The 22,554-nt window shown below is 68.9% G+C and carries 18 protein-coding genes; 10 read left to right on the top strand and 8 right to left on the bottom strand.

Annotated elements, in window-relative coordinates:
- The first annotated feature begins 58 nt into the window (after positions 1 to 58).
- On the top strand, positions 59 to 1,444 hold the full coding sequence (locus RIN43_RS00440; protein ID WP_309126900.1) for a glycine--tRNA ligase: 1,386 nt from the start codon (positions 59 to 61) through the stop codon (positions 1,442 to 1,444).
- A gap of 58 nt (positions 1,445 to 1,502) precedes the next feature.
- On the opposite strand, the gene RIN43_RS00435 is transcribed toward RIN43_RS00440, so the two are convergent.
- Positions 1,503 to 2,237 (bottom strand): alpha/beta hydrolase, encoded by a 735-nt coding sequence (locus RIN43_RS00435; RefSeq protein ID WP_309126899.1) that lies wholly within the window; start codon positions 2,235 to 2,237, stop codon positions 1,503 to 1,505.
- Positions 2,234 to 2,794 carry a PadR family transcriptional regulator gene (locus RIN43_RS00430; RefSeq protein ID WP_309126898.1) on the bottom strand — a complete coding sequence of 187 codons (561 nt, stop codon included), beginning with the start codon at positions 2,792 to 2,794 and terminating at the stop codon, positions 2,234 to 2,236. The genes RIN43_RS00435 and RIN43_RS00430 overlap by 4 nt, the downstream gene beginning before the upstream one ends.
- A gap of 232 nt (positions 2,795 to 3,026) precedes the next feature.
- Between RIN43_RS00430 and RIN43_RS00425 the strand changes: the two genes are divergently transcribed.
- The 3 genes from RIN43_RS00425 (at position 3,027) to RIN43_RS00415 (ending at position 6,136) form a co-directional block, all read left to right on the top strand.
- A complete protein-coding gene (locus tag RIN43_RS00425) occupies positions 3,027 to 4,709 on the top strand; it encodes an ABC-F family ATP-binding cassette domain-containing protein (RefSeq protein WP_309126897.1) in 1,683 nt (560 codons plus the stop codon).
- A gap of 103 nt (positions 4,710 to 4,812) precedes the next feature.
- The gene (locus RIN43_RS00420) at positions 4,813 to 5,694 is read left to right on the top strand and encodes a serine hydrolase domain-containing protein (RefSeq protein WP_309126896.1); all 882 of its coding nucleotides are present in this window, start codon (positions 4,813 to 4,815) and stop codon (positions 5,692 to 5,694) included.
- 277 nt (positions 5,695 to 5,971) lie between these two features.
- Complete coding sequence (locus tag RIN43_RS00415) at positions 5,972 to 6,136, top strand: hypothetical protein (RefSeq protein ID WP_309126895.1); 165 nt, start codon at positions 5,972 to 5,974, stop codon at positions 6,134 to 6,136.
- 157 nt (positions 6,137 to 6,293) lie between these two features.
- Here the strand turns inward: RIN43_RS00415 and RIN43_RS00410 are convergent, their stop codons facing one another.
- Positions 6,294 to 9,281 (bottom strand): glycoside hydrolase family 38 C-terminal domain-containing protein, encoded by a 2,988-nt coding sequence (locus RIN43_RS00410; RefSeq protein WP_309126894.1) that lies wholly within the window; start codon positions 9,279 to 9,281, stop codon positions 6,294 to 6,296.
- A gap of 81 nt (positions 9,282 to 9,362) precedes the next feature.
- On the opposite strand from RIN43_RS00410, the gene RIN43_RS00405 reads away from it, so the two are divergent.
- A complete protein-coding gene (locus RIN43_RS00405; RefSeq protein WP_309126893.1) occupies positions 9,363 to 10,388 on the top strand; it encodes a LacI family DNA-binding transcriptional regulator in 1,026 nt (341 codons plus the stop codon).
- Between the two features lie 16 nt (positions 10,389 to 10,404).
- On the opposite strand, the gene RIN43_RS00400 is transcribed toward RIN43_RS00405, so the two are convergent.
- On the bottom strand, positions 10,405 to 11,709 hold the full coding sequence (locus tag RIN43_RS00400; RefSeq protein ID WP_309126892.1) for a glycosyl hydrolase: 1,305 nt from the start codon (positions 11,707 to 11,709) through the stop codon (positions 10,405 to 10,407).
- A 149-nt stretch (positions 11,710 to 11,858) separates the two neighbouring features.
- Here RIN43_RS00400 and RIN43_RS00395 point away from each other — a divergent pair, with 149 nt between their 5' ends.
- Genes RIN43_RS00395 through RIN43_RS00375 form a run of 5 tightly spaced genes read left to right on the top strand, consistent with a single transcriptional unit; the run spans position 11,859 to position 19,432 of the window.
- Positions 11,859 to 13,160, top strand: a complete 1,302-nt coding sequence (locus tag RIN43_RS00395; protein ID WP_309126891.1) for a sugar ABC transporter substrate-binding protein — start codon at positions 11,859 to 11,861, stop codon at positions 13,158 to 13,160.
- A 35-nt stretch (positions 13,161 to 13,195) separates the two neighbouring features.
- A complete protein-coding gene (locus tag RIN43_RS00390; protein WP_309126890.1) occupies positions 13,196 to 14,086 on the top strand; it encodes a sugar ABC transporter permease in 891 nt (296 codons plus the stop codon).
- Positions 14,083 to 15,003: a carbohydrate ABC transporter permease gene (locus RIN43_RS00385; RefSeq protein WP_309126889.1), complete on the top strand. Its 921-nt coding sequence runs from the start codon at positions 14,083 to 14,085 to the stop codon at positions 15,001 to 15,003. The genes RIN43_RS00390 and RIN43_RS00385 overlap by 4 nt, the downstream gene beginning before the upstream one ends.
- Positions 15,000 to 18,176, top strand: coding sequence for a glycoside hydrolase domain-containing protein (locus tag RIN43_RS00380; protein WP_309126888.1), 3,177 nt, complete (start codon positions 15,000 to 15,002; stop codon positions 18,174 to 18,176). Before RIN43_RS00385 ends, RIN43_RS00380 begins: the two co-directional genes overlap by 4 nt.
- A gap of 47 nt (positions 18,177 to 18,223) precedes the next feature.
- Positions 18,224 to 19,432: an endo-beta-N-acetylglucosaminidase H gene (locus RIN43_RS00375; RefSeq protein WP_309126887.1), complete on the top strand. Its 1,209-nt coding sequence runs from the start codon at positions 18,224 to 18,226 to the stop codon at positions 19,430 to 19,432.
- A gap of 94 nt (positions 19,433 to 19,526) precedes the next feature.
- Here RIN43_RS00375 and RIN43_RS00370 read toward each other — a convergent pair whose 3' ends face one another.
- From RIN43_RS00370 to RIN43_RS00355, 4 genes are all read right to left on the bottom strand, one after another.
- Positions 19,527 to 19,949, bottom strand: a complete 423-nt coding sequence (locus tag RIN43_RS00370; protein WP_309126886.1) for a DUF1801 domain-containing protein — start codon at positions 19,947 to 19,949, stop codon at positions 19,527 to 19,529.
- Positions 19,946 to 20,521: an HhH-GPD-type base excision DNA repair protein gene (locus tag RIN43_RS00365; protein WP_309126885.1), complete on the bottom strand. Its 576-nt coding sequence runs from the start codon at positions 20,519 to 20,521 to the stop codon at positions 19,946 to 19,948. The genes RIN43_RS00370 and RIN43_RS00365 overlap by 4 nt, the downstream gene beginning before the upstream one ends.
- Positions 20,522 to 20,727: 206 nt before the next feature.
- A complete protein-coding gene (gene arr / locus RIN43_RS00360) occupies positions 20,728 to 21,150 on the bottom strand; it encodes an NAD(+)--rifampin ADP-ribosyltransferase (RefSeq protein WP_309126884.1) in 423 nt (140 codons plus the stop codon).
- A 50-nt stretch (positions 21,151 to 21,200) separates the two neighbouring features.
- Positions 21,201 to 22,481, bottom strand: coding sequence for a glutamyl-tRNA reductase (locus tag RIN43_RS00355; protein ID WP_309126883.1), 1,281 nt, complete (start codon positions 22,479 to 22,481; stop codon positions 21,201 to 21,203).
- Between the last annotated feature and the right edge of the window lie 73 nt (positions 22,482 to 22,554).

Raw genomic sequence — 22,554 nt, 5'->3', positions numbered from 1 at the left:
TAGGATTGAGGATGCTCGTGTACGAGCGTTCTCTCCGCATCCGACCATTGGAGCCACCGTGGCCGAACAGTCCCGTCTTGACAAGGTCATCGCCCTCGCCCGCCACCGCGGGTTCGTGTTCCAAGCGGGTGAGATCTACGGCGGTTCGCGTTCTGCGTGGGACTACGGCCCCCTCGGCACCGAACTGAAGGAGAACATCCGTCGCCAGTGGTGGCAGACCTTCGTGCGGGGCCGCGGCGACATGGTGGGCCTGGACTCGTCGATCATCCTGCCCAAGCGCGTGTGGGAGGCGTCCGGGCACGTCGCCACGTTCACCGACCCGCTGGTGGAGTGCCTGAGCTGCCACAAGCGCTTCCGGGCCGACAACCTGATCGAGGACTTCGAAGCGCGCAAGGGCCGCAAGGCGGAGAACGGCCTGGCCGATGTGCCCTGCCCGAACTGCGGCAACAAGGGTCAGTACACCGAGCCCAAGGCCTTCTCCGGTCTGGTGAAGACCTATCTCGGCGTCGTCGACGACGAGTCGGGCCTGCACTACATGCGCCCCGAGACTGCGCAGGGCATCTTCGTGAACTTCTCCAACGTGCTCACCGCCTCGCGCAAGAAGCCACCGTTCGGCATCGGCCAGGTGGGCAAGGCGTTCCGCAACGAGATCACGCCGGGCAACTTCATCTTCCGCACGCGCGAGTTCGAGCAGATGGAGATCGAGTTCTTCGTGCCGCCCGCCGAGGCGCAGCAGTGGTTCGAGCACTGGGTCGAGGCCTGCTGGAACTGGTTCATCGACCTGGGGGTGAACCCCGAGAACATGCGTCAGTTCGATGTGCCTGAAGACGAGCGCGCTCACTACTCCGCAGGCACCATCGACTTCGAGTACCGCTTCGGCTTCCCCGGCAAGGAGTGGGGCGAGCTGATGGGCGTCGCCAACCGCACAGACTACGACCTCTCCAGTCACACCGAGGCATCGGGTCAGAGTCTGACGTACTTCGACCAGGCCTCGGGCGAGCGGTACACCCCGTACGTCATCGAGCCGTCGTTCGGTCTCACCCGCTCGATGATGGCGTTCCTCGTCGACGCTTACGAAGAGGAGGAGGTGCCGAACGCCAAGGGCGGCACCGACACGCGCACGGTGCTCAAGCTCGACCCGCGCCTCGCTCCGGTGAAGATCGCGGTGCTGCCGCTGTCGCGCAATGAGCGGCTGTCGCCGCTCGCCAGGGAGGTGGCCGACACCCTCCGCGGTCGCTGGACGGTCGACTTCGACGACGCCGGCGCGATCGGTCGTCGCTACCGCCGTCAGGACGAGATCGGCACGCCGTTCTGCGTCACCGTCGATTTCGATTCGCTCGACGACAACGCCGTGACCGTGCGCGACCGCGACACCATGGCGCAGGAGCGCGTGCCGCTCGACGGCCTGGAGACGTACCTCGCGGAGCGCTTGCGCGGCGCCTGACCTCGGCATGCGCAGCGTCCGGAGCCCCGATTCGGACAGTCAGAATCGGGGCTCCGTTTCAGTCCGGCAGGGGGAGCAGGTCCGGGTGCAGCCTGCGCTCGTCCAGCCACGCGCGCAGCACCCGGTTGAAGAGGTCGGGGTCCTCACCGCTCCACCCGTGGTGCATCCCGGGTGCAAGCCCGACTCTGACGTCGGGCACTTCGGCCGCGATCGCCTTCAGCGAGCGGTGGAAGTACCGTGTCTCCCGCTCGCCGGCGAGTGCGAGGACGGGTGCTTCGATCTGCTCGAGTCCGGTCACGTGACCCGGCTGCACCTCGCGCAGCTGCTCGAGCGCGCTGCGGCGCGAGAGAGCAGGCGAACGCGAGACGAACTCGGCTCTCGCCTCGTCTTCGAGTCCCATCGCGCGGGCCATGCCCTCCCAGAGGAACCGTGTGTTCCACAGTGCGAGCGACGCGCGATTCCCGAGACGCATCGCCGGGGTGTAGGGCAGCACCGAGACGCCGGTCACGAAGGCGGATGCCACGAGGGCCGGATGCCGCGCGGCGACGTGCAGCGCCGCGATCCCTCCCATCGACAGGCCGACCAGATCGACGGGTTCGTCGGTCTGCGCCGCGATCATCGCAGCGAGCCTGTCCGACATCGAATCGAAGCTCGACCACGGCTCCCTTCTTCGAGACAGGTAGCCGGGAAGGTCCGGGGCGAAAGTCGGCCGATCGGACAGTACGTCGATCTGCGACCTCCACATCCAACCGCCGGTCACGCCTCCGTGCAGGAAGACCACCGTCCGCGTCATGACCGCTCCCCTCCGAGGCCGGCCAGCAGCTGCTCGAGCCAGTCGATGTGGGTCTCGTTGGTGCGGATGCCGTGGTCGAGCGTCATCGACCGCAGCCACCCGGCGCGATCGTGACCCGGATCGGGTGAGGGAACGCTCGATCGCAGCGCGCGGAGTTCGCCGAGCGAGGAGCGGGCCGCTTCGAGCCGGAGGCCTATCACGCCTTGCAGCGCCTCGACTTCGAGCGAGCCGGCGAAGAAGATCCGCGCGATGAAGGCGTCGCGTTCGGGCTGCTCGGCCGGGTCGGACTGCAGCCACTCGGTGAGGGCGTGCCGTCCGGCATCCGTGATGTGATGCACGGCGCGGTCGGGCGCATCGCGCCCCGGGACGATCTCCTTGCGTGCGTGCCCGGCTTCGACGAGTCGCGACAGGGTGCGGTAGATCTGTGCCTTGTCTGCGTTCCAGAAGTACGCCGCCGACGTGCGGAACGCCCGGATCAGGTCGTAGCCCGACATGGGCTGCACAGTGAGGAAGCCGAGGATGATGCGCGCAAGGGTCACGACATCAGTGAAGCCCATCACTAGTGGATAAGTCAACTAGCACCTGTCATGGGACAGCAGAGGTCTGCTATCGTCGTCGACCGTGGGTACGCTGATTCACTAGATCGGGACGCTGCGTCGAGTCTTCTCCGCAGCGGGTCCTGAGCGATCGCGTCGTCTGATCGGCGCGGCCGAGGTCCCTGTTTCCGATCCGCATCCCCGATGCGTGAATCGCCGCGACGGCCATCGATCGTCGCGGAGAGGAGTTCTCATGTTTCCTTCCGACCTCTCAGACGTGCCCACTCGCGCGCATCGCGTGTGTGAGCTGCGATCTGCGACCGTCCGCTTCGCGGACCGTCTGGTGCTCGACCGCATCGACCTCGTGGTCGGTGCCACGGACCGGCTGGCGATCATCGGCGACAACGGCGCCGGCAAGTCGACCCTGCTCGATCTGCTCGCCGGTGCGGTGCTGCCTGTCGACGGCGCCGCTCGCGTGGCCATCCCCGGCGGCGTCGCCCATGCCGCGCAGGATCCGCGATTTCCTGCTGCCGCGACGGTGCGCGATGCCGTCGATCTGCTCCTCGCCGATCTGAGAACCCTCGAACGCCGAATCCAGGAGGTCTCCGACCGGCTGGCTTCGGCGGACGCGGGCGCGCAGCCGGCCCTGCTCGACGAACTCGCGCAGCTGATGGATCGATTCGAGGCGCGCGACGGCCGTCGCGTCGATCAGCGCGTGAACGCCGCCCTTCAGCAGCTGGGTCTGGGTGATGTCGACCGTTCACGCCGCGTCGCCGAACTCTCGGGCGGCGAGCGCGCCCGTCTTGCGCTCGCCGTGGCTCTGTCGTCGATGGCGGAGCTGCTGCTGCTCGACGAACCGACCAACGACCTAGACGACACAGGGCTCGCGTGGCTCGAGGCTCGCCTGAGCTCGCATCGCGGCGGAATGGTCGTGGTCACGCACGACCGGGCGTTCTTGGAGAGGTTCGCCGACGACATCGTGCACGTGCGGGATGCGGGCCTTCGTCGTTACGGCGACGGCTACGCCGGGTTCCTCGGCGCACGCGAGACGGAGCGGCGCCGCCAGGCCGAGCGGCACGAGGAATGGAAGGCGGAGCTCGCTCGCAACGAGGCGCTCGTCGCCGCGAACGCCTTCCGACTCAGCGCCATCCCGCGCAAGCTGGAGCTCGACGGGTTCGGCCATGGCGCGTTCCGTGCTCGCAGTCGCGACCACGGTGCGATGGGGCGAATCCGCATGGCGAAGGAGCGGGTCGCCCGTCTGCGGTCGGAGCCGGTCGCGCCGCCACCCCAGCCGCTGCGGTTCGCCATGGACGCGGATGACCCGCCGGAGCGGGATGGCGCGCCGCTGATCACCCTGGACGAGGTCCGCCGCGGCTCCGGGGCCAGGCTGCGAGTGAATCGGTGGATGCTGCGGCCGGGCGATCGTTGGCTCGTGACCGGCCCGAACGGTGCCGGTAAGACGACCCTGCTGCGGCTGCTCGCGGGCGAGATCGCCACGGAGAGCGGGGTCGTCGAGCGTGCCCCCGGTCTGCGCGTCTCGTGGTTGCGGCAGGACGTCGAAGCGGCGCAGGCCGGCACGGTGGTCGATGTGTTCGCGCGCGCGGTGGGTATGCACACGCAGGACGCAGCGGCGAGGCTGTCAGCGTTCGGTCTGTTGCGTGACGAGGAGTTCGGGCGCCCGGTGCGCGACCTCTCGGTCGGACAGCGGCGCCGCCTCGATCTGGCGATCACGTTGGCCGTGCCCTGCGACCTGCTGCTCATGGATGAGCCGACGAATCACCTCGACCCCGAGCTGGTCGAGCAGCTGGAGCACGCCCTGGACGGCTTCCAGGGCGCGGTCGTCACCGTCACGCATGACAGGCGCTGGCTGCGCAGGGCGGCCGGATCGCGTCGCGTGCATGTGAGCGAAGGTCGCGCGGAGGTCGCCGACGGCTGAGCCGCAGCATCCGGGCCCCGATTCCACGTCGGAATCGGGGCCTCGCCCCTGCGCACCCGCCCGGCACGCGTCGAAAGGTCGAGAAGGTCGGCTATGGGTGGCGATGACGCGCACTTTCGACTTCTCGCGAGCGGGAGCGACCGACCCGGCGTGGGACGATGGCAGGGTGGAGACGACGACTTTCGCAGCGACCGACGGCTTTCCGCACACCGCCCTGGTCGGTGTCACCGGCCCCGAGCGGACTCTCGCCGCGCAGGGCGATCCGCATACCGCCCTCGCGCTCGCATCGGTGAGCAAGCCCCTCTCGGCCTGGGGCGCGCTGATCGCCGTCGAGCGCGGGCTCGTCGATCTCGACGAGCCGGCCGGACCCGAGGGATCCACGCTGCTGAACCTGCTCGATCACACCAGCGGCCTTCCCTTCGAAGGAGATCAGACGCAGGCTGCGCCCGGCACACGCCGCATCTATTCGAACTCCGGGTTCGACGCCCTCGGTGCGCACATCGCAGACGCCGTCGGGATGGACTTCTCCGACTGGATGACCCGCGAGGTCACTCTGCCCCTCGGCCTCACCGACATCGACGTGACGGGGCGACCGTCCGCCGGGTACACCGCCTCGATCGCGGATCTGCTGGTCTTCGGCCGCGAGGTGCTGCGGCCCACGCTCATCCCCGCGGCCCTGCGCGACCTCGCGCTGATGGTGTCTCGCCCCGGGCTGCGCGGGGTCGTTCCCGGCTACGGCTCGTTCGACGACAACCAGTGGGGTCTGGGCTTCGAGCTCAAGGGAGCCAAGAGCCCGCATTGGCTCAGTGACACCCTGCCTCCCGAGACCGCCGGCCACTTCGGCGGGCAGGGAAGCTTCCTGTTCGTCGACCGCTCCCGCGATCTCGCCGCGGCGTTCCTGTCGGGTGTCGCCTTCGGCGACGAGCACAAGCGCATCTGGCCGCCGCTCACCGCCGAGATCGTCGAGCGTTACGGAACGCGCTGACCGAGGTCGTGCGGCCGCCTGGGGCAGGGCCGTTGCTCAGAAGTCCTCACCCTCGGCCTGCGAAGGGTGCCGGTCGTACCAGTACGGGCGGTCGATGTGCAGCAGGGCGTCGCTGTCGAACAGCTCGGTCTTCTCGTCGCGTTCCATGATCTTCCTTATCCGCGGATGCTTCGCCTTCAGCCTCGCGCAAGCCTGCAGACTTCTGCGGCGAGTGCGCGAGGAAAGAAGCGCGGATCCTTAGCGATTCGAAAGACCGGCGGCCCCGCTATCGTGAGGGTTGCTGCTCACCGCGTTCATGGCCGGCGCGATCACCGCCCCTCAGGACGTTCTGCTGGCGCTCAGCCCGCTGGCGTCGATCGTCTTGGCGGCGGCCGAGTGCTTCCTCGGGGTGCTGGCGATCGTGCTCGCCACCCGGCGCGACGCCGTGGCCGTCTTCGGATGACCCGGTCGGCCGTGGTCGAGAACAGGGGATCCACCCGCAACAGGATGGATGCCGCGAAAGCATCCTGTCGCGGGTGAATCTCCTGTTCCGCGTCGCCCGGAGAGCGTCGCCCGGCCTGGTCGCTCGGCCGGTGGCGTCGGGTGGCTAGGCCGACGATTCAGCGCGCGATGCGCAGCGTGCGCACCTCGAACGGCTTGAGCGAGATCTCTCCGCCGGTGCGCGCGTCGTCCAGGTCGTCCTCGATGAGCGAGACCTCGCGGATGCCGGAATGCTCGAAGCCGACCGACAGCTCACCACTGGTGCGCCGCCCGAGCGATTCGTACACGCGCACGATCACGTCGCCGGAGCGGTCGTCGGCGAGCTTCACGCTCGACACCACGATGCCAGGGCCGGTCACGGAGACGAGCGGCTCCACCTCGTTCGCCCCGCGCACGACGGTCGGCAGCGCGTTGAGCCTGATGCCCTCGGCGGTGGCGATCGCGGCATCCGCCCCCACGACGAGACCCACCTCGATCTCGTGCGGGCCGTGGTCGGTGTCGGGATCGGGGAAGCGCGGAGCGCGCAGCAGCGACAGGCGGATGGTGGTGGTGACGTCGTCGCCGTCCGCGTCGCGGGTGGTGTCGTAGCCGTAGATCGAGTCGTTCACGAGCGCGACGCCGAAGCCGTCGTCCTCCTGCGCCAGCACGAAGCGGTGCATCGAGGTCTCGAACTTCGCCGCCTCCCAGCTGGTGTTCACGTGCGTGACCCGGCGCTGGAAGCCGAACTGGGTCTCGGCGAGCGTCTCGCGGGCGAAGACGTCGAGCGGGAACGCCAGCTTGAGCAGCTTCTCGGTCTCGTGCCAGTCGATGTCGTTGCGCAGCAGCACCGTGCGCGAGCCGGGCTGCAGCACGATCGTCTGCTCGATCGTCGACTGCGAGAACTCCCGTTTCACGACGACGGTCGCGGCACCACCCTCGAGGGAGGCGGTGATCGAGGAAGCCGCCGTCAGGTCGTCCACGCGATTGCGGTAGTAGCGGTCGATGTCCCACGCGTCCCACATGTTCGGGAAGTCCTGGTGCAGCTGGAACAGGTTCGCGGGCTTCCCCGCCGGGATCGCCTCGCGACCGGTGGACTTGTCGACGGCCGAGACGATGAGGCCCTCTGAGGAGACGAGCACCGAGATGAGGTCGTTCTCCAGACGGAAGCCTCCGCCCTCCTCGGAAAGGCCGGCGGATGCCGAGGGGCGTTCGATCTCGCTCGCCCCGAGCGCCCTTCCGCCCCCGACCGATGTCGGCGTGAACACCAGCTCACGGTCGCCGTCGCCGGCAAGCGCCTTCATCGCGGCATCCGTGATCGCGCGAGCATCCGACAGCACGTCTCCGAGCACTTCGACGGCCTCGCGATGCACCCACGCGATCGAGGTGCCCGGAAGGATGTCGTGGAACTCGTGCAGCAGCACCAGCTGCCAGAGCCGGTCGAGTTCGTCATGCGGGTACGGTGCGCCGAGCCGGACGGATGCCGTCGCCGCCCACAGCTCGGCCTCGATGAGCGCCTGCTCTGCCCAGCGGTGCAGCGCCTTCGTGGCGTGCTGGCTGGTGAGGGTGCCGCGGTGCAGCTCGAGGTAGAGCTCGCCGACCCAGACCGCGGGGTCGGTGAGCTCGGCGCGGGTGTCGGCGAAGAAGTCGTCGGGATGCTTCCACTCCACCTTCGCGGAGCCCTCGAGGTCGGCCAGGCGGGTCGCGCGTCCGGTCATCTCGCGCGTGGTGCCGCCACCGCCGTCGCCCCAGCCGACCGGCGCGATCGACATGGTGGCGACCCGGTTCTCCTTGAACTGGCGAGACGCCTTCGCCACCTCCATGCCGCTCAACTGCGAGTTGTACGTGTCCATCGGAGGGAAGTGCGTGAACATGCGCGAGCCGTCGATGCCCTCCCACAGGAAGCTGTGGTGCGGGAACACGTTGCGCTGGTTCCACGAGATCTTCTGCGTGAAGAACCACTCGAACCCGGCCCGGCGCATCAGCTGCGGCAGGGCGGGGGAGTAGCCGAAGCTGTCGGGCAGCCACACGCCCTTCGAGCGGATGCCGAACTCGCGCTCGAAGAACCGCTGGCCGTGCGAGAACTGCCGCACCAGCGACTCGCCGGTGGGCATGACCGTGTCGGACTCGACCCACATCCCGCCGAGCGGCAGGAAGCGGCCTGCGGCGACGGCATCCTTCACCCGTGCGAAAACCTCGGGGCGGTGTTCCTTGATCCAGGCGTACTGCTGGGCGCTCGACATGCCGTACAGGAAGTCGGGCTGCTCGTCGATGAGCGTCGTCATCGACGACGTGGTGCGGGCGACCTTGCGGATCGTCTCGCGCACCGGCCACAGCCAGGCGGAGTCGATGTGGGCGTGGCCGACTGCGGCGATGCGGTGGGCGCTGGCGTCGGCGGGCGAGGCGAGCACCTCGGCCAGTTCGGCGCGCGCGTCGGATGCGGTCTCGACGATGCGCTGAAGGTCGAGCGCGTCGAGTGCGTCGTCGAGAGCCTGCAGGATGCGCATGCGACGGGGGCTGGTCTCGGGCAGCTCGGCCTGCAGCTCGATCAGCACGTCGAGGTCGAGCGACAGCTCGAACACCTCGGGCTCGAACACCGCCAGGTCCATGTGCCGCACGCGGTACAGCGGTTCGGGGGAGGAGGTGCGGATGTCGCCCTCCTGCGTGGGCAGGAAGGGGTGGTAATCCAGGAGCACCGGGTTCGATGCGCCCTCGAGGTAGAACTCGACCGCGCCGCCGGCGTCGACCTCGATCGGCAGCCACTGATTGCGCGGGTTGAGGCTCTTGATGGGTGTGCCGTCGGGGCGGTAGGCGAGCGCCTCGCATTGGAAGCCGGTCATGTTCACGTCGAAGCCGAGGTCGATGAGCGCCTCGACCTTGCGACCGGCCCACTCCGCGGGGACCTCGCCGCGTACGCGGAACCAGGTCGTCCCCCAGGCGGGCCCCCACATGCTGCCAGCGGTGAACGGCTCGAAGTCCAGAGCCAGGCCCTCGGCCGGCGCGATCGGCTCGCCGGGCAGCCGGCGCACGGCGATCTCGAGCGGCCTGCGGGCGGAATGGATCGCCGGCCGTACGCGCTCGTTGAGAACGCGGTTCACGCGGCCGACGGTGAGCGAGGTCTCTTCGTGCACGGCAGTGCTCCTTCGCAGTGGGAGAATGTCAGCGACCGTCCGAGGGGTACGGCGACTAAAACGATCTAGTACGGTGAGTCTATGTCACGGGCCAAGCGTGTCACCATCGCGGACATCGCGCGACAGGCGGGGGTCTCGCCCGGTGCGGTGTCTTTCGCGCTGAACGGGCGGCCAGGGGTGAGCGAGGAGACACGCCGGCGGATCCTCGCGATCGCCGACGAGCACGAGTGGCGTCCGAGCTCCACCGCGCGCGCGCTGGTCGGGGCGCGCGCCGGCGTGGTGGGCTTCGCCGTCAACCGCCCCGCCCGCACGCTCGGCGCTGAGGCGTTCTTCACCGATCTCATTGCGGGCGCGCAGTCGTCGCTCGCTGAGCATCGCATGGGTCTGCAGCTGGTGGTCGTCCAGTCGATCGCCGATGAGATCGCGACCTACCGCCGCTGGCGCAGCGCCAACCAGGTCGACGGCGTGATCGTGCTCGACCCCCGCGAGGGCGACCCGAGGCCCGAGATCCTGCGCTCGCTCGGTCTGCCGGCCGTGGTGATCGGCGGCCGCCCGTCGAGCGATGAAGACCCCGCCACGATCTGGCTCGATGACGCGCAGGCGGCCGAGACGGTGTTCGGGTACATCGCGGGACTCGGCCACCGGCGCGTGGTGTACATCTCGGGTCCGGAGGAGTACGAGCACGCCCGGCTGCGCTCCGAGGTGCTCACGGCCATGGCCGATCGCGATGTGGTGGGCGAGACGATCGCCACCGACTACTCGCCGATCGAGGTCTCGTCCGTGATGCGGTCGCTGCTGAGCCGCCGCGAGCGGCCGACGGCCGTCGTCTTCGACAACGACACCATGGCGATCGCCGGATTGCGCGTGACTCAGGAGATGGGCGTGTCGGTGCCGGGTGAGATCTCTCTGGCGTCCTTCGACGACTCCGTCGTGACCGGGCTGATGCATCCGTCGATCACCTGCCTCACCCGAGACACCTTCGGGCTCGGCGAGCAGGCAGCCGCCTTCCTGCTCGAGCAGATCGATGCCGCGGAGATCCTGCCCGACCGCACGGGGCCGCGCCCCGCGCTCACCGTGCGCGAGAGCACGGGGCGCCCGAAGGCGTGACCGCGGCCGGTCGTGTTCAGTCGACGACGGTGTTGTTCGACGAGTAGACCGCGACGCCCTGAGACAGATCGGGGTGCAGGAGTTCGGTGATCCCGCGCGCGGCCAGGGCGGCCGGGTCGGCGGCATCCGCGGAGGTGACGAAGGCCGCATCCACGCCCTCCGCGCACGCCGCGACCCACGCCTCGAAGATCGGACCGCCGGGCGCGAGGGCGCCGCGGCTGACCGGGGTGTCGTCCTCATCGACCTCGATGACGATGCCGAGCTCGCGCTTCGGCGCCTCGCGCCGGGCGCGCAGCTCGGGGATGATCTCGGCGAAGCGGCGCCCGATGGGCTTGGCGGCGCCGGACTGGTCGATGAGTCCGAGCGAGTACTCCAGCTCCGGGAAGTCGGCGAGCGTCCGGCTGACGTCGTGCGAGCACCACCAGGTCACGCCCCACAGGTTCTCGGTCCGCAGCGCGTTGCGCACCGTCTGCTCGAGGAAGCCAGGCACCTCGTCAGCGGTCAGGCAGTTCGACGGGGCGCCGACCTCCTGCAGCCAGGTGCGTCGATGCGGGTCGGCGGCGAATGCTCGCGAGACCTCGATCAGGTACTCGGCATGGCGGTCGGATGCCGCGGAGCGGCCGCCGTACCGCTGAGCCGTGCCGTTGAAGATCCACGAGTGCACGGTGGTCATCGCTCCGAGCCGCGCGGCGTGGGCGGGGGTGAAGCCGTGTCCGTCGAGATACCAGGCCGCGTCGTACTCGCTGTGCACATGCTCCTGGTCGGGGGCGGCGGAGTCGGCCGCGTCGAGCAGGGTGGTGATCCAGTGCGCCGCCTCATCGGGCGTCACCGGCCAGGGTGACGGATGCACGGATGCCGAGAACTGGTTGGTCTCGTTGCCCGTGGTGAAACCGAGGAAGTTCTTCGCTCCGCCCAGTGCCTCGCCGAGGCGCTCGACCAGCGCGACCTGGCCGCTGAGGGCGTCCGGGTGCGTGAACATGTTCTTGTCGTGCCACGTGTACAGCCACGACGGCATGAAGTCGAAGCTCGACAGATGGCCCTGGATGACGTCGACGCTGACGTCCAGGCCGAACTCGGCGCCGACGTCGACGACCGCGCGGACGTCGGCGACCGCCTCGGCGCGGATCAGGGTGCGGTTGGGCTGCAGAAGCGGCCAGAGCGGGAAGATCCGCACGTGGTCGAGGCCGAGCTCGGCCAGCCCCGCGAAGTCGCGGCGGACGTCGTCGAGGTTCAGCGACATCCAGGAGTGCATCCAGTTCGTCGAAGGGGTGTAGTTCGCCCCGAAACGCAGTGGTGCGCTGGCGGAGGAGGTCGCAGACATCGCAGTCCTTTCTGGACCCGGATATTTCCGTGCTCGATCGACGGTGACTGGACGCGGGTGCATCCATGTGTAATGCTATGGACACTATAACGGTTTAGTGATGTGGCCTCCACAGAGCGCATCCCGGACCCCTTCGAAGGAGAACGTCCATGAAGATCCGATCGACCCTCGCCGTCGGGCTCGCCGCAGCGACCGCCCTTGCCCTGACGGCCTGCACCGGTGGCGCCGCCGGCGGCGGCGAAGACGCCGGCCCCGTCGACACCTCTGGTGAACTCAGCGGCACCATCGAGTTCCAGACCTGGTCGCTCAAGAACGAGAAGTTCACGCCGTACTTCGAAGAGCTGATCGCCGCCTTCGAGAAGGAGCATCCCGACGTCAAGGTCGACTGGATCGACCAGCCCGGCGACGGCTACCAGGACAAGATCCTCAGCCAGGCGAACTCCAACACCCTGCCCGACGTGCTCAACCTCCCGCCGGACATCGCCTTCCCGCTGGTCAAGGCCGGCAAGCTGCTCGACCTCGACAAGGCTGACCCCGGGCTGAAGGAGCTTTACAACGCCGGCGGCTGGGACGCGTACAGCAACTACAGCGGTGTGGAAGGCACGTATGGGCTGCCGTGGTACCTCGGCAGCGACGCTTCATGGTGGAACCTCGCCGCGGTGCAGCCGTACGGCATCACCGAGGGCAACCTGCCGAGCACGACGGACGAGTGGCTCGACACCGCCGAGAAGGTCGCCACCGACTCCGACGGAAAGGTGCAGCTCGTCTCGTCGATGCCAGGTCTCGACACGTTCGTCGCCGCGGGGTTGCCCGTCATGGAAGCCGACGGCACGTTCGCCTTCAACACGCCCGAAGCCGAGGCGATCGTGCAGAAGTACGCCGACGCCTACGCTGCCGGCGCCATGCCCGCCGAGGCGCTGACCGGCAGCTATGCCGGCAACGCCGAGATGTTCCTGCAGGGCAAGGTCGCCTACACCACCGGCGGACCCGGTTTCGCCGGTGACCTGCGCACGAAGGCGCCGACCCTGGCCGACACCAGCGTCGCCACCGCCCGCCCCGGCACGCCGCCGCTGTTCGTGCAGGGGATCAACATCTCGAACGACTCGGAGAACAAGGAGACCGCGCTCGCGTTCGCGAAGTTCCTCACGAACGAGGAGAACCAGGTCGAGTTCGCCATCCTGACCGGCGGCGGGTTCGCACCCGGCACGGCCGGCGGTGCCGACGAGGTCGTGTCGGCCGTCCAGGCCGACCTCGAGCCGGCGCAGGCCGACGCGATGGCTCTGATGTTCGAGTCGCTGCCGAAGGCCAAGGCCACACCGTTCCAGTGGACGGGTGACATGTCGACGTACTTCAACCAGCAGATCGCACTTGCGATCAAGGGCGACATGACCCCGAAGGACGCGCTCGACAAGATCGTCGACTACGCGAACCAGAACCGCATCGACCAGTGAGCATGCGAACACCAGCACCCGCGAGGAGGCGCACGATGAGATCCCATCGATGGTTCACACCCTGGCTGCTCGTCGGGCCCGCCGTCGTCTGGGTGCTGGTGTTCTCGCTGTGGCCGTTCCTGAACACCGTCGTCCTGAGTTTCACCGACGCGCGGCCACTGCGCGCGGTGCAGCCCGTCGGGTTCGCCCAGTACGAGCGGCTGCTGCAAGACGAGCAGTTCGGCTACGCGCTGATCACCTGCCTCATCTACGTGGTCGTGTGCGTGCCGCTGCTGACGATCCTGCCGCTGCTGCTGGCGCTTCTGGTCGAGAAGAACGTGCCCGGCATCGCGGTGTTCCGCACCACCTTCTACTTCCCGGTGATCGCCTCGGTCGTGGTGGTCGCCCTGATCTGGGGCTGGCTGTTCGACAGCCGAGGCGTCATCAACGAGGCCCTGCAGTGGATGGGCCTGACCGACAAGCCCGTCGCGTTCCTCGTCGACCGCTGGTGGCTGCTCGCCTGCGCCATCCTGCTCACGGTCTGGAAGGGTCTCGGCTACTACATGGTCGTGTACCTCGCGGCGCTCGGCAACGTCGGCAAGGAGCTGCACGAGGCGGCGATGCTCGACGGCGCCGGCAGCATCCGCCGTTTCATCAGCGTCACCATCCCCAGCGTGCGCGGCGCGATGCTGCTCATCTCGGTGCTCATCGCCGTCTCGGCCATGCGCGTGTTCACCGAGCTCGACATCCTCTCCAACGGAACCGGCGGGCCAGGCGGCTACGACATGTCGATCGTGATGCTCATCCGCCGGGTCGGCTCCGGCCTGAACGGCAATCTCGGCTACGCGGCGGCGATCAGCGTGGCGCTGTTCCTGCTGACGTTGCTGCCGCTGATCGCGATCGCGTTCATGAACCGCGAGAAGAAGACGATGGGGGTGCGCCGATGAGCGTGGACACGCGCCCGGCGACCGCCGAGGATACGCCGCAGCGCCTCCGCAGGGAGCGCAGCTTCCGCCGCAGCGGATCCGGCGACTTCAGCAAACCGACCCTGGCCGGCCTGATCATGCGGTACGCGCTGATGATCTTAGTGATGCTTCTGGTCATCGGCCCCTTCGTCTGGCAGCTGTCGACGTCGTTCAAGGGACCGCTGGACGACCTGTACATCTTTCCGCCGAACATCATCCCGGTCGATCCGACGCTGGAGAACTACAGCAAGGTCACCGACATCGTGCCGGTGTACACCTACGCCTGGCACTCGCTGCTCGTCGCCGTCGGCCAGGTGCTGTCGAACGTGATCCTGTCGGTCTTCGCCGGCTACGCGCTGGCGCTGATGAAGTTCCGCGGCAAGTTCGTCGTGCTCGGCATCCTGCTGTCGACGATGCTGCTGCCAGGTGAGGTGACCATCACCGCGAACCTGCTCACGATCAACTCCCTGGGGCTGGCCAACACGCTGTGGGGTGTCTACCTGCCCGGTGCGATCTCGGCGATGAACGCGCTGCTCATCGCCACCGCGTGCCGCATGATCCCCAAGGACGTCATCGATGCGGCGACCGTCGACGGCGCGACGACGTGGCAGCGCATCCGGCACATCGTGTGGCCGAACGTGCGCGGAATGGCCAGCGTGGTGGCGATCTTCACGTTCATCGGTGCGTGGGATGACTACCTGTGGCCGCTGATGGTGCTCACCGACCCCGCGAACTACACGCTGACCGTGGGGATGGCCTATCTGAACGGCAACTTCTCGCCGGATCCGCGCATGATCGCCGCTGGCACCATGGTGGCCCTCATCCCCATCATCGTGCTGTTCTCGGTGATGCAGCGGTTCTTCTTCAACGGCGTGCAAGAGGGTGCGGTCAAGGGATGATCGCTGCTGCCGAGATGCGGCCGGCGGCGGGCCCGGCCGACCCGCCGTCGTCGCGTCCGCACGCGGGCGTGCTCGGAGGGCCGGTGCACGCGTTCCGGTTCGACCCGGCCGGCGGAGAGCAGCGGATGCCGATCCCCGAGCTCGACGGCGTCGCGGTCACGGCCGAGACGGTCGTGCACTGGGCGTTCTACGCCGACGGGCCCGACGCCGTGCACGCGCCGCACGCCGCTCTCGCCGTGACGATCGATGTGGTCTTCGATGACGGCTCGCGGCTGAGCGCCGAGCCCCGCGTGCGCGACCGTTACGGATTCGCGATGACCCCGACCGCGCAGTTCGAAGCGGCGTGGTCGATGCCGGAGCAGTGGAATGCCGACTCGGTCTCCCTTCAGCCGTGGGCAGGGCGCAGGGCGAGCGTCGAGGTCGTGCTGGGGGTCGACGGGCTCACCGGCGGCGACCCGGCCGAAGGGTTCGTCGAGGTGGTTCTCGGCACGCGCGTGGATGCCGCGTGCACGCGGGGCGTGACGGATGCCGCGCGTGCCACCCCGGTCGAACGGGTCGACACGCGTCGCGGCAGTCACTCCGGCGATCGCTTCTCGCGCGGCAACACCATCCCGATCACGGCGGTGCCGCACGGATTCTGCTTCCTCACCCCGGCGACGGACGCCGGGAACACCCGCTGGCCGTACCGCTGGTCGGTGCATGACGACGAACAAGGCCGTCCGCTGGCGGCGCTTCAGTTCTCGCACCAGCCCAGCCCATGGATCGGCGACCGCGGCGTGCTGCAGGTGCGACCGGTTCTCAGCGGACCTGCGGCGCCCCGGATCGTCCCCGGCACCGAGTACGCACGTCCGCACGTCTATGCGGCCGGCCTGCGCGACGGCGGTTCGCACGAGGTGGCGCAGGTGGAGATGACGGCGACGTCGCACGGCGGCGCCTTCCGGATCACCGCAGACGCCGCATCCGACCCCGTCGCCTTCTCGATCGGATCGCCAGACGGCGAGGGTCGCGTCACCTTCCATGGCGACGGCAGCACCTTCGACGGCTGGACGCCGGAAGGCACCGCCGACTGGGGCAACGCGCCGCGCGCGTACTTCGCCGGCATCGTGCTCGGCGAGGCCCGAGTGGACGAGCAGACCGTACGCGCTGACGGCGCGGTCGAGGTGCGCATCGCGCAATCGTTCCTGTCCGTGGAACAGGCGCGTCGTTCGCTGGCGCAGGAGCTGTCGGCGTCGCTCGCCTTCGACGACCTGCGCGATGCGCTGCGCGACGAATGGAACCGGCGTCTCTCCGTCGTCGAACTGCCCGAACCGGATGCCGCGGAGCAGCCGTGGCGGGCGCTCGCCGACGACGAGGCGCGCACGCAGATCGCGAGTGCGCTGTACCGGCTGCACCTCTATCCGAACACGTCGGCCGAGAACGTCGGCACGGTCGAAGACCCGCAGCTGCGGTTCGCCGACCCGATGGCCGAGGCCGCGCCGCACGGGGACGAGTCGACCGGTGCCCCTGTCGCGGAGGGCGAGCTGTTCGTCAACAACGGCTACTGGGACACGTATCGCACGGTATGGCCGGCCCTTGCCCTGTTCGATGCGGAGGGCTGCGGCCGGATGCTCGACGGAATGCTGCAGCAGGCGCGCCGCGGCGGCTGGATGGCCCGGTGGAGCGCCCCGGGCTACGTGGACTCGATGGTCGGCACGTCGAGCGACCAGATCTTCGCGGATGCCGAACGCTGGGGTGTGCGATTCGACGAGCAGGCCGCATTCGACACGGCGTGGCGCAACGCCTGCGAGCCCAGCGCGGATCCGCGTAGGGGACGCAAGGGCATCGCCCGTGGCCGGTTCGCCGGGTACGTCTCGAGCGATGTGCCGGAGGGGATGAGCTGGAGCCTCGAGAACGCGATATCGGATGCCGCCATCGCGCGCTTCGCAGAACGACTGGCCGCAAGGGGAGACGATGCGCCCCGCTTCAGGGTCTACGCACGGTACTTCGGCAACAGGGCCCTGTCGTACCGCGCCCTGTGCGACCCGGCACGGGGGTTCTTCCGCGGAAAGGACGTCGCCGGCCGGTTCTCGGACACGTTCGACCCCCGCGTGTGGGGCGGTGACAACGTCGAGACCAACGGCTGGGGAATGTCGGTGAGCCCCGTCCATGACGGTTCCGGCCTCGCCGAGCTGCACGGCGGCCCGCAGGGATTGCGGGCGCATCTCGATCGGCTGTTCGCCGAACCCGAGACCGCCGACATCGCGTTCGCGGGCGGCTACGGCGCGGTGATCCACGAGCAGCGTGAGGCACGAGCGCAGCGCAGCGGCATGTGCGCGCTGTCGAATCAGCCGGCGCACCACATCCCCTGGATGCACGTGCACGGCGACCGGCCGTGGCGTGCCGGAGCGCTGGTGCACGGTCTTGCCGGCCGGCTCTTCACCGGAGCGATGATCGGCCAGGGCTTCCCCGGCGACGAGGACAACGGCGAGATGAGCATGTGGTGGCTGTGGGCCGCTCTCGGGCTCTATCCACTCGAGCTCGCATCGGGCGAGCTGCGCATCGGGTCGCCTCTCTTCGACGACATCCGCGTACGCCGCGCAGGAGGCGGCAGCCTGCGGGTGCGGGCGCACCGGCCGCATCCGCACGCCCGCCACCTCGTGTCGGCCGCACTGAACGGTACGCCGCTCGATCGTGCCGTGCTGCCGATCGATGCCCTGCACGGCGACGTCGAGCTGGCCCTCGCGTTCACGGCCGACGAGGCGGAGGCCGCTGCGAGCCCGCTGTGGGCGGCAATGGAACCGGCTGCTGCGTGGCATCCCGACCTCACCGCGGCCGGAGGGGGTCCGCTCGATCCGGCCCACGCGGTGCTCTTCGACGACGGTGCCGCGGCGGATGCCGCGGTGTCCGCCGCATCCGCCGGCTGGATGTTCGACCGGCCGCGCCGCGTCACAGACGTCACGATCACTGCGGCGCGCAACGCCGCGGACGACGCGGTCGCGTGGCAGGCGAGCGATGACGGCGAGACATGGCGCGACGTGGCGACGACGCACCGTGAGTCGCTCACAGCCGACCGCACCACGCCGTTCCAGTTCACGGCGCCCGTCACCGCGCGGATGCTGCGGGTGCGTGCCCGTTCGGCATCCGTGACGCTGCGGCAACTCGAACTCTTCGACCTGGGCGACCCGACGCCCTGACTCGATGTCCCCTGGAAATGCGATGAAGCACCAACGAAAGGAATGACATGAACGAGTCCATCTCACGGCGCCTGCGGAGGGGCGGAACGGCTGCGGCCGCGACGCTCGGCCTGGCGCTGGCCGCGCTGGCGGCGCCGGCCGCCGCATCCGCCGATGATGCCGCCGCCGTCGACGAGCCGAAGCGCGTCGTCTACGTCGAGGTCAACAACAACGACCTCGCCAACGTCGCCGACTACACGCTCGAGGGAACGAACCGCCCCGTGTTCGATCTGGCGATGGTCTTCGCAGCGAACATCAACTACGACGTCGAGCGTGGCGAGGCGTACCTGCACTTCAACGAGCGGGTCACCGAGACGCTGCAGAACGCCGAGACGCAGATCCGTCCGCTGCAGGAGCGCGGCACGAAGGTGCTGCTGTCGGTGCTCGGCAACCACCAGGGCGCAGGATTCGCGAACTTCACCTCCCGAGAGAGCGCGGGCGCGTTCGCCGACCAGCTGGCGGACGCCGTGGAGACGTACGGACTGGACGGCATCGACTTCGACGACGAGTGGTCGAAGTACGGCACCAACGGAACCCCGCAGCCGAACAGCACCTCGTTCGCCTACCTGCTCGATGAGCTGCGCGATCGCCTCGGACCCGACAAGCTGATCACCCTGTACAACATCGGCCCGTCGTACGACCTCACCGACTGGGAGGGCACCGGCGCGGCTGAGAACCTCGACTACTCGTGGAACCCGTACTACGGCAGCTGGAACCCGCCGCAGGTGCCGGGCATGACCAAGGCGCAGTCCGGCGCCGCGGCAGTGGATCTGACGCAGACGAGCCAGAGCCGCGCGGTCGAGCTCGCGCAGCGCACCGTCGACGAGGGCTACGGCGTCTACGTCACTTACAACCTCACCGCCGCGGATCACTCCGCCTACCTGTCTGCGATCACCGAGCAGCTCACCGGTCACGCCACCGCGTACCGTGCGCCCTGGTACGACGTCGACGTGGCTGCAGAGGCGACGTGCGCCGGCGATGCCGTCAAACTGAAGGTGCGCATCGACAGCCACGATGCGGCCTCGCTCGACGCCCAGGTGGTCTCGTCGATCGGCGACCGCTCGTTCGGCGACATCCTCTCGGGCGAAACCCGCGTCGCCGTGCAGCAGGCGAAGGGTGGCGCGAAGGCCGACGGCGATCTGACCGTGAGCATCACCGGACCGCAGGGCGCGCTCGAACTGGCCGGATCGTACGCCGTGCCGGATTGCGGTCGATGAGCTGAACCCGGCGGATGCGGCGGCACTCCGGCCACCGCATCCGCCGGGCAGCGCACCGGCGGCGAACTTCTGTCTGCTCTGTCTCGCCGAACCGTCAGTTCTCGACCGTGATCTGCGCGTAACCGTCGCCGCCCGCCTCAGTCCAGGCAAGAACGTCCTCGAGAATCCGGCGCAGCGCGTCGAGATCGACCTGCTCCAAGTCCTTGATGTAGAGGCAACCCTTGCCGACGGTGTGCGGGCCGAGAGCGGCGAGGGCGGCGGCGTGCCGCTCGGTGCTGTCGAGGTACAGGGTCGACGAAGTCTTGCGGGGGGCGAAGGCGAGCACGGGCATATCACCCTCGGTGCCGGTCGGGTAGCGGTAATGGCAGGTTCCGAAGCCGATGATCGTGCCCCAGAGCTCGGGCTCGCGGCCCGAGACCTCCTGCAGCAGGGCGGTCAGTGTCTCGGCATCCCGCCTCCGCGCCGCCGGCGTGACGTCGGCGATGAACGCCGCGACGCTGCCGCCCGTGGGCTTCACTTCTTCACCTGTTTGGCCGCCGCCTTCATCGCCTTCTTGTGCTCGCGCACCTTGGTCAGCGATTCGGGCGAGACGATGTCGGCGACGCTGCGGAACGAGCCCTCCTGACCGTAGTCGCCGGCTGCTTCACGCCACCCGGCGCCGGTGAAACCGTACTGCTTGCCGAGCAGGGCGAGGAAGATCTTCGCCTTCTGCTCGCCGAACCCTGGCAGGCTCTTCAGTCTTCTGAGCACCTCAGGCCCGTCGGGATCGCCGTCGGTCCACAGCGCGGCAGCGTCGCCGCCCCAGTCGTCGACGAGCGTCTGGCACAGCGTCTGCACGCGGGCGGCCATGGAGCCGGGGAAGCGGTGCACGGACGGCGTCTGCTTGAAGGCCTCAAGGAAGGCGTCGGGAGCCATGGCGGCGATGGATGCGGCGTCAGCGGCGCCGGTGCGCTGCTCGATCTTGAGGGGACCGGCGAAGGCGGTCTCCATCGGCACCTGCTGGTCGAGCAGCATCCCGATCAGCAGAGCCAGAGGGTTGTTCGTGAGCAGGTCGTCGGCGGCGGTGTCTCCGGTGATGTGAAGGGCCATGCCTCCAGTCTGGCACCGCGACGGCGGAGAACAGGATGATGCGGGATGAGAAATGCACTTCCCGGGTGGTGCGGAGCAGCGTTTCGATCCAGCACCGTGGTCGGGACGCGGGCGAGGAGGGCGATGCTCTCGAACACATGCTGATCGAGCTGGAGCCGACACAGCGGGCTCGCGATCTCGGGTTCGGGTGACGGGCGGGCCAGCGCCTAGTTGATGATCTCGCCCCCGCCGTTCTCACGCATCGCCGCAAGGGTTTCACGCCAGGTCTGCAGCGCCTCCGGCGTCAGTCGGGTCCAGTCGTGCACCTCTTCGACGATTCGCAGCGGATCATGACTGCGGTACGAGCGAGTCGGGTTGCCCGGGAACTTCTTGTCGGTGACGTTGGGGTCGTTCTCGAAATCGCCGGTCGGTTCGACCAGGTAGACGTGCGGTTCGCTGCCGCCCGCGGCGAGTTCGGCGGCGAGTTCGGCGGCGAGACCTGCACCGTCGCGAAGGGCGGTGAAATAGATGTGGTTCATCGTGATCTCGGGCCGGTAGTTGGACGATAAGCCGGCTGTGAGGAGGTCACCTGGCTCCAGCGCCGCGACGGTGCCGTGGAAGAAGGGGCCGTCGTCCAGGAAGTCGCTCATCGCTCCAGTCTCGCGCACGGGATGGGCTCCTCGGGCGCGGCTGCCGCGGCTCAGGCGGTCGCCTGCTGCTCTGCCTCGCCGGTGTCGGGCGTGAGACCGTAAAGGGTCGACAGGGCGGAGATGAACTCGTCGGCCCTGCCGTCGGCGGCGAGCTCATGCGCGCGCACCGTCGGGGTGTGCAGCAGCACGCCGGCGAGGTGGCGCATAGCCTGCTCGACCAGGCCGTCGGAGTCGCCGCGGCGGCGGGCGCGCTCGATCTCCTCCTCCAGCAGTCCGAAGATGTGCGTGCGAAGCGCGACCACCGCAGGGGTGACGCTCTGCCGCGAGCCTGCGAGATGGAAGCTGTCGGCCGCCTCGCGAACCACGGTGCGGGCGGCGTCCGTCGCCTGCAGCTCTTCGAGCGGTGCGTGCAGGCGGATCGTCTCGAGATCCAGCAGCGCGACGCCCTCGAGCTGTGCGACGGCGGGGTCGACGTTGCGCGGCATCCCGAGGTCGATGACGAGCTGCGACGAGACGTGGTGCACAGGGCAACCGGCCATCGCCGCGCGCTCCGGACGCTGCAGCTGCTCCCCGCCGAGGACCGGCTCGGTCGCGGTTGTGCACGTGATGAGCAGCGACGAACGCTGCGCGACCGTCGCGTATTCGGACGCCGAGACGGCGCGGATGCCGTGCTTCTTCGCGAACAGCTCGGCGCGGCCCGACGGGGAGTACACCGAGATGTCGACGGCGCCGCGCTCGCGCAGCGTGGCGAGGGTCACGGCGGCGTAGTTGCCGGTTCCGACGAGCAGCACGCGCTCGGTCGACCAGTCGGCGATGCGGCTGTCGGCGAGTTCGAGCGAGAGTCGAACCAGCGAGCGGCCGGCGCGGTGCAGCGCGGTGACGTTCTTCACCTTGCGCTGCGCCTGGCTGGCGCGCTGGAACAGGCGCTCGAGCTCAGGAGACGTGGTGCCCTGCTTGCGCGCGCCCTTGAGCGCGCTGCGAACCTGACCGGCGATCTCACCCTCGCCCGAGACGACCGACTCGAGGCCAGAGGCGACGGCGAAGAGATGCTCGGCGACGCGGCGCCCGTTCACGACCTGGTGAGAGCTCTCGAGATCCTCGGAGGGGATGCCTGTGGCCTGCGCGACGGCCTCCACGACCGCCTCCGCGCCGAACTCATCGGCGTCGTCCGCCTCGACGTAGGCTTCGAAGCGGTTGCAGGTGGCGAGGACGACTGCTCCTTGCGCGCCGGCTTCGATCAGGGTCGGGGCGACGGTTTCGGGGTGGCGGCTGAGGCGTTCGAGCAGGTCGAATGAAGCGGTCTTGTGACTCGCCGTGACGCAGAGCAGCACCCCTCCAGGGTACGCCTCGAGACTATGAGAGTCATCTGAGGGCTGCCTTACCGGCTGAGGGCAGGGAGATCCA

Source organism: Microbacterium sp. (genome assembly GCF_031178445.1).
In the GTDB taxonomy this organism is placed as follows: domain Bacteria; phylum Actinomycetota; class Actinomycetes; order Actinomycetales; family Microbacteriaceae; genus Microbacterium.
The sequence above is the reverse complement of the archived record's forward strand: the minus strand, read 5'-3'. Positions and strand labels throughout refer to the sequence as shown.

Excerpts from the sequence above, each read along its gene's own strand:
- RIN43_RS00435 (WP_309126899.1), bottom strand. The coding sequence starts at position 2,237 with ATGACGCGGACGGTGGTCTTCCTGCACGGAGGCGTGACCGGCGGTTGG.
- RIN43_RS00430 (WP_309126898.1), bottom strand. The coding sequence starts at position 2,794 with ATGGGCTTCACTGATGTCGTGACCCTTGCGCGCATCATCCTCGGCTTC.
- RIN43_RS00425 (WP_309126897.1), top strand. The coding sequence starts at position 3,027 with ATGTTTCCTTCCGACCTCTCAGACGTGCCCACTCGCGCGCATCGCGTG.
- RIN43_RS00420 (WP_309126896.1), top strand. The coding sequence starts at position 4,813 with ATGACGCGCACTTTCGACTTCTCGCGAGCGGGAGCGACCGACCCGGCG.
- RIN43_RS00405 (WP_309126893.1), top strand. The coding sequence starts at position 9,363 with ATGTCACGGGCCAAGCGTGTCACCATCGCGGACATCGCGCGACAGGCG.
- RIN43_RS00400 (WP_309126892.1), bottom strand. The coding sequence starts at position 11,709 with ATGTCTGCGACCTCCTCCGCCAGCGCACCACTGCGTTTCGGGGCGAAC.
- RIN43_RS00395 (WP_309126891.1), top strand. The coding sequence starts at position 11,859 with ATGAAGATCCGATCGACCCTCGCCGTCGGGCTCGCCGCAGCGACCGCC.
- RIN43_RS00390 (WP_309126890.1), top strand. The coding sequence starts at position 13,196 with ATGAGATCCCATCGATGGTTCACACCCTGGCTGCTCGTCGGGCCCGCC.
- RIN43_RS00385 (WP_309126889.1), top strand. The coding sequence starts at position 14,083 with ATGAGCGTGGACACGCGCCCGGCGACCGCCGAGGATACGCCGCAGCGC.
- RIN43_RS00380 (WP_309126888.1), top strand. The coding sequence starts at position 15,000 with ATGATCGCTGCTGCCGAGATGCGGCCGGCGGCGGGCCCGGCCGACCCG.
- RIN43_RS00375 (WP_309126887.1), top strand. The coding sequence starts at position 18,224 with ATGAACGAGTCCATCTCACGGCGCCTGCGGAGGGGCGGAACGGCTGCG.
- RIN43_RS00365 (WP_309126885.1), bottom strand. The coding sequence starts at position 20,521 with ATGGCCCTTCACATCACCGGAGACACCGCCGCCGACGACCTGCTCACG.
- arr (WP_309126884.1), bottom strand. The coding sequence starts at position 21,150 with ATGAGCGACTTCCTGGACGACGGCCCCTTCTTCCACGGCACCGTCGCG.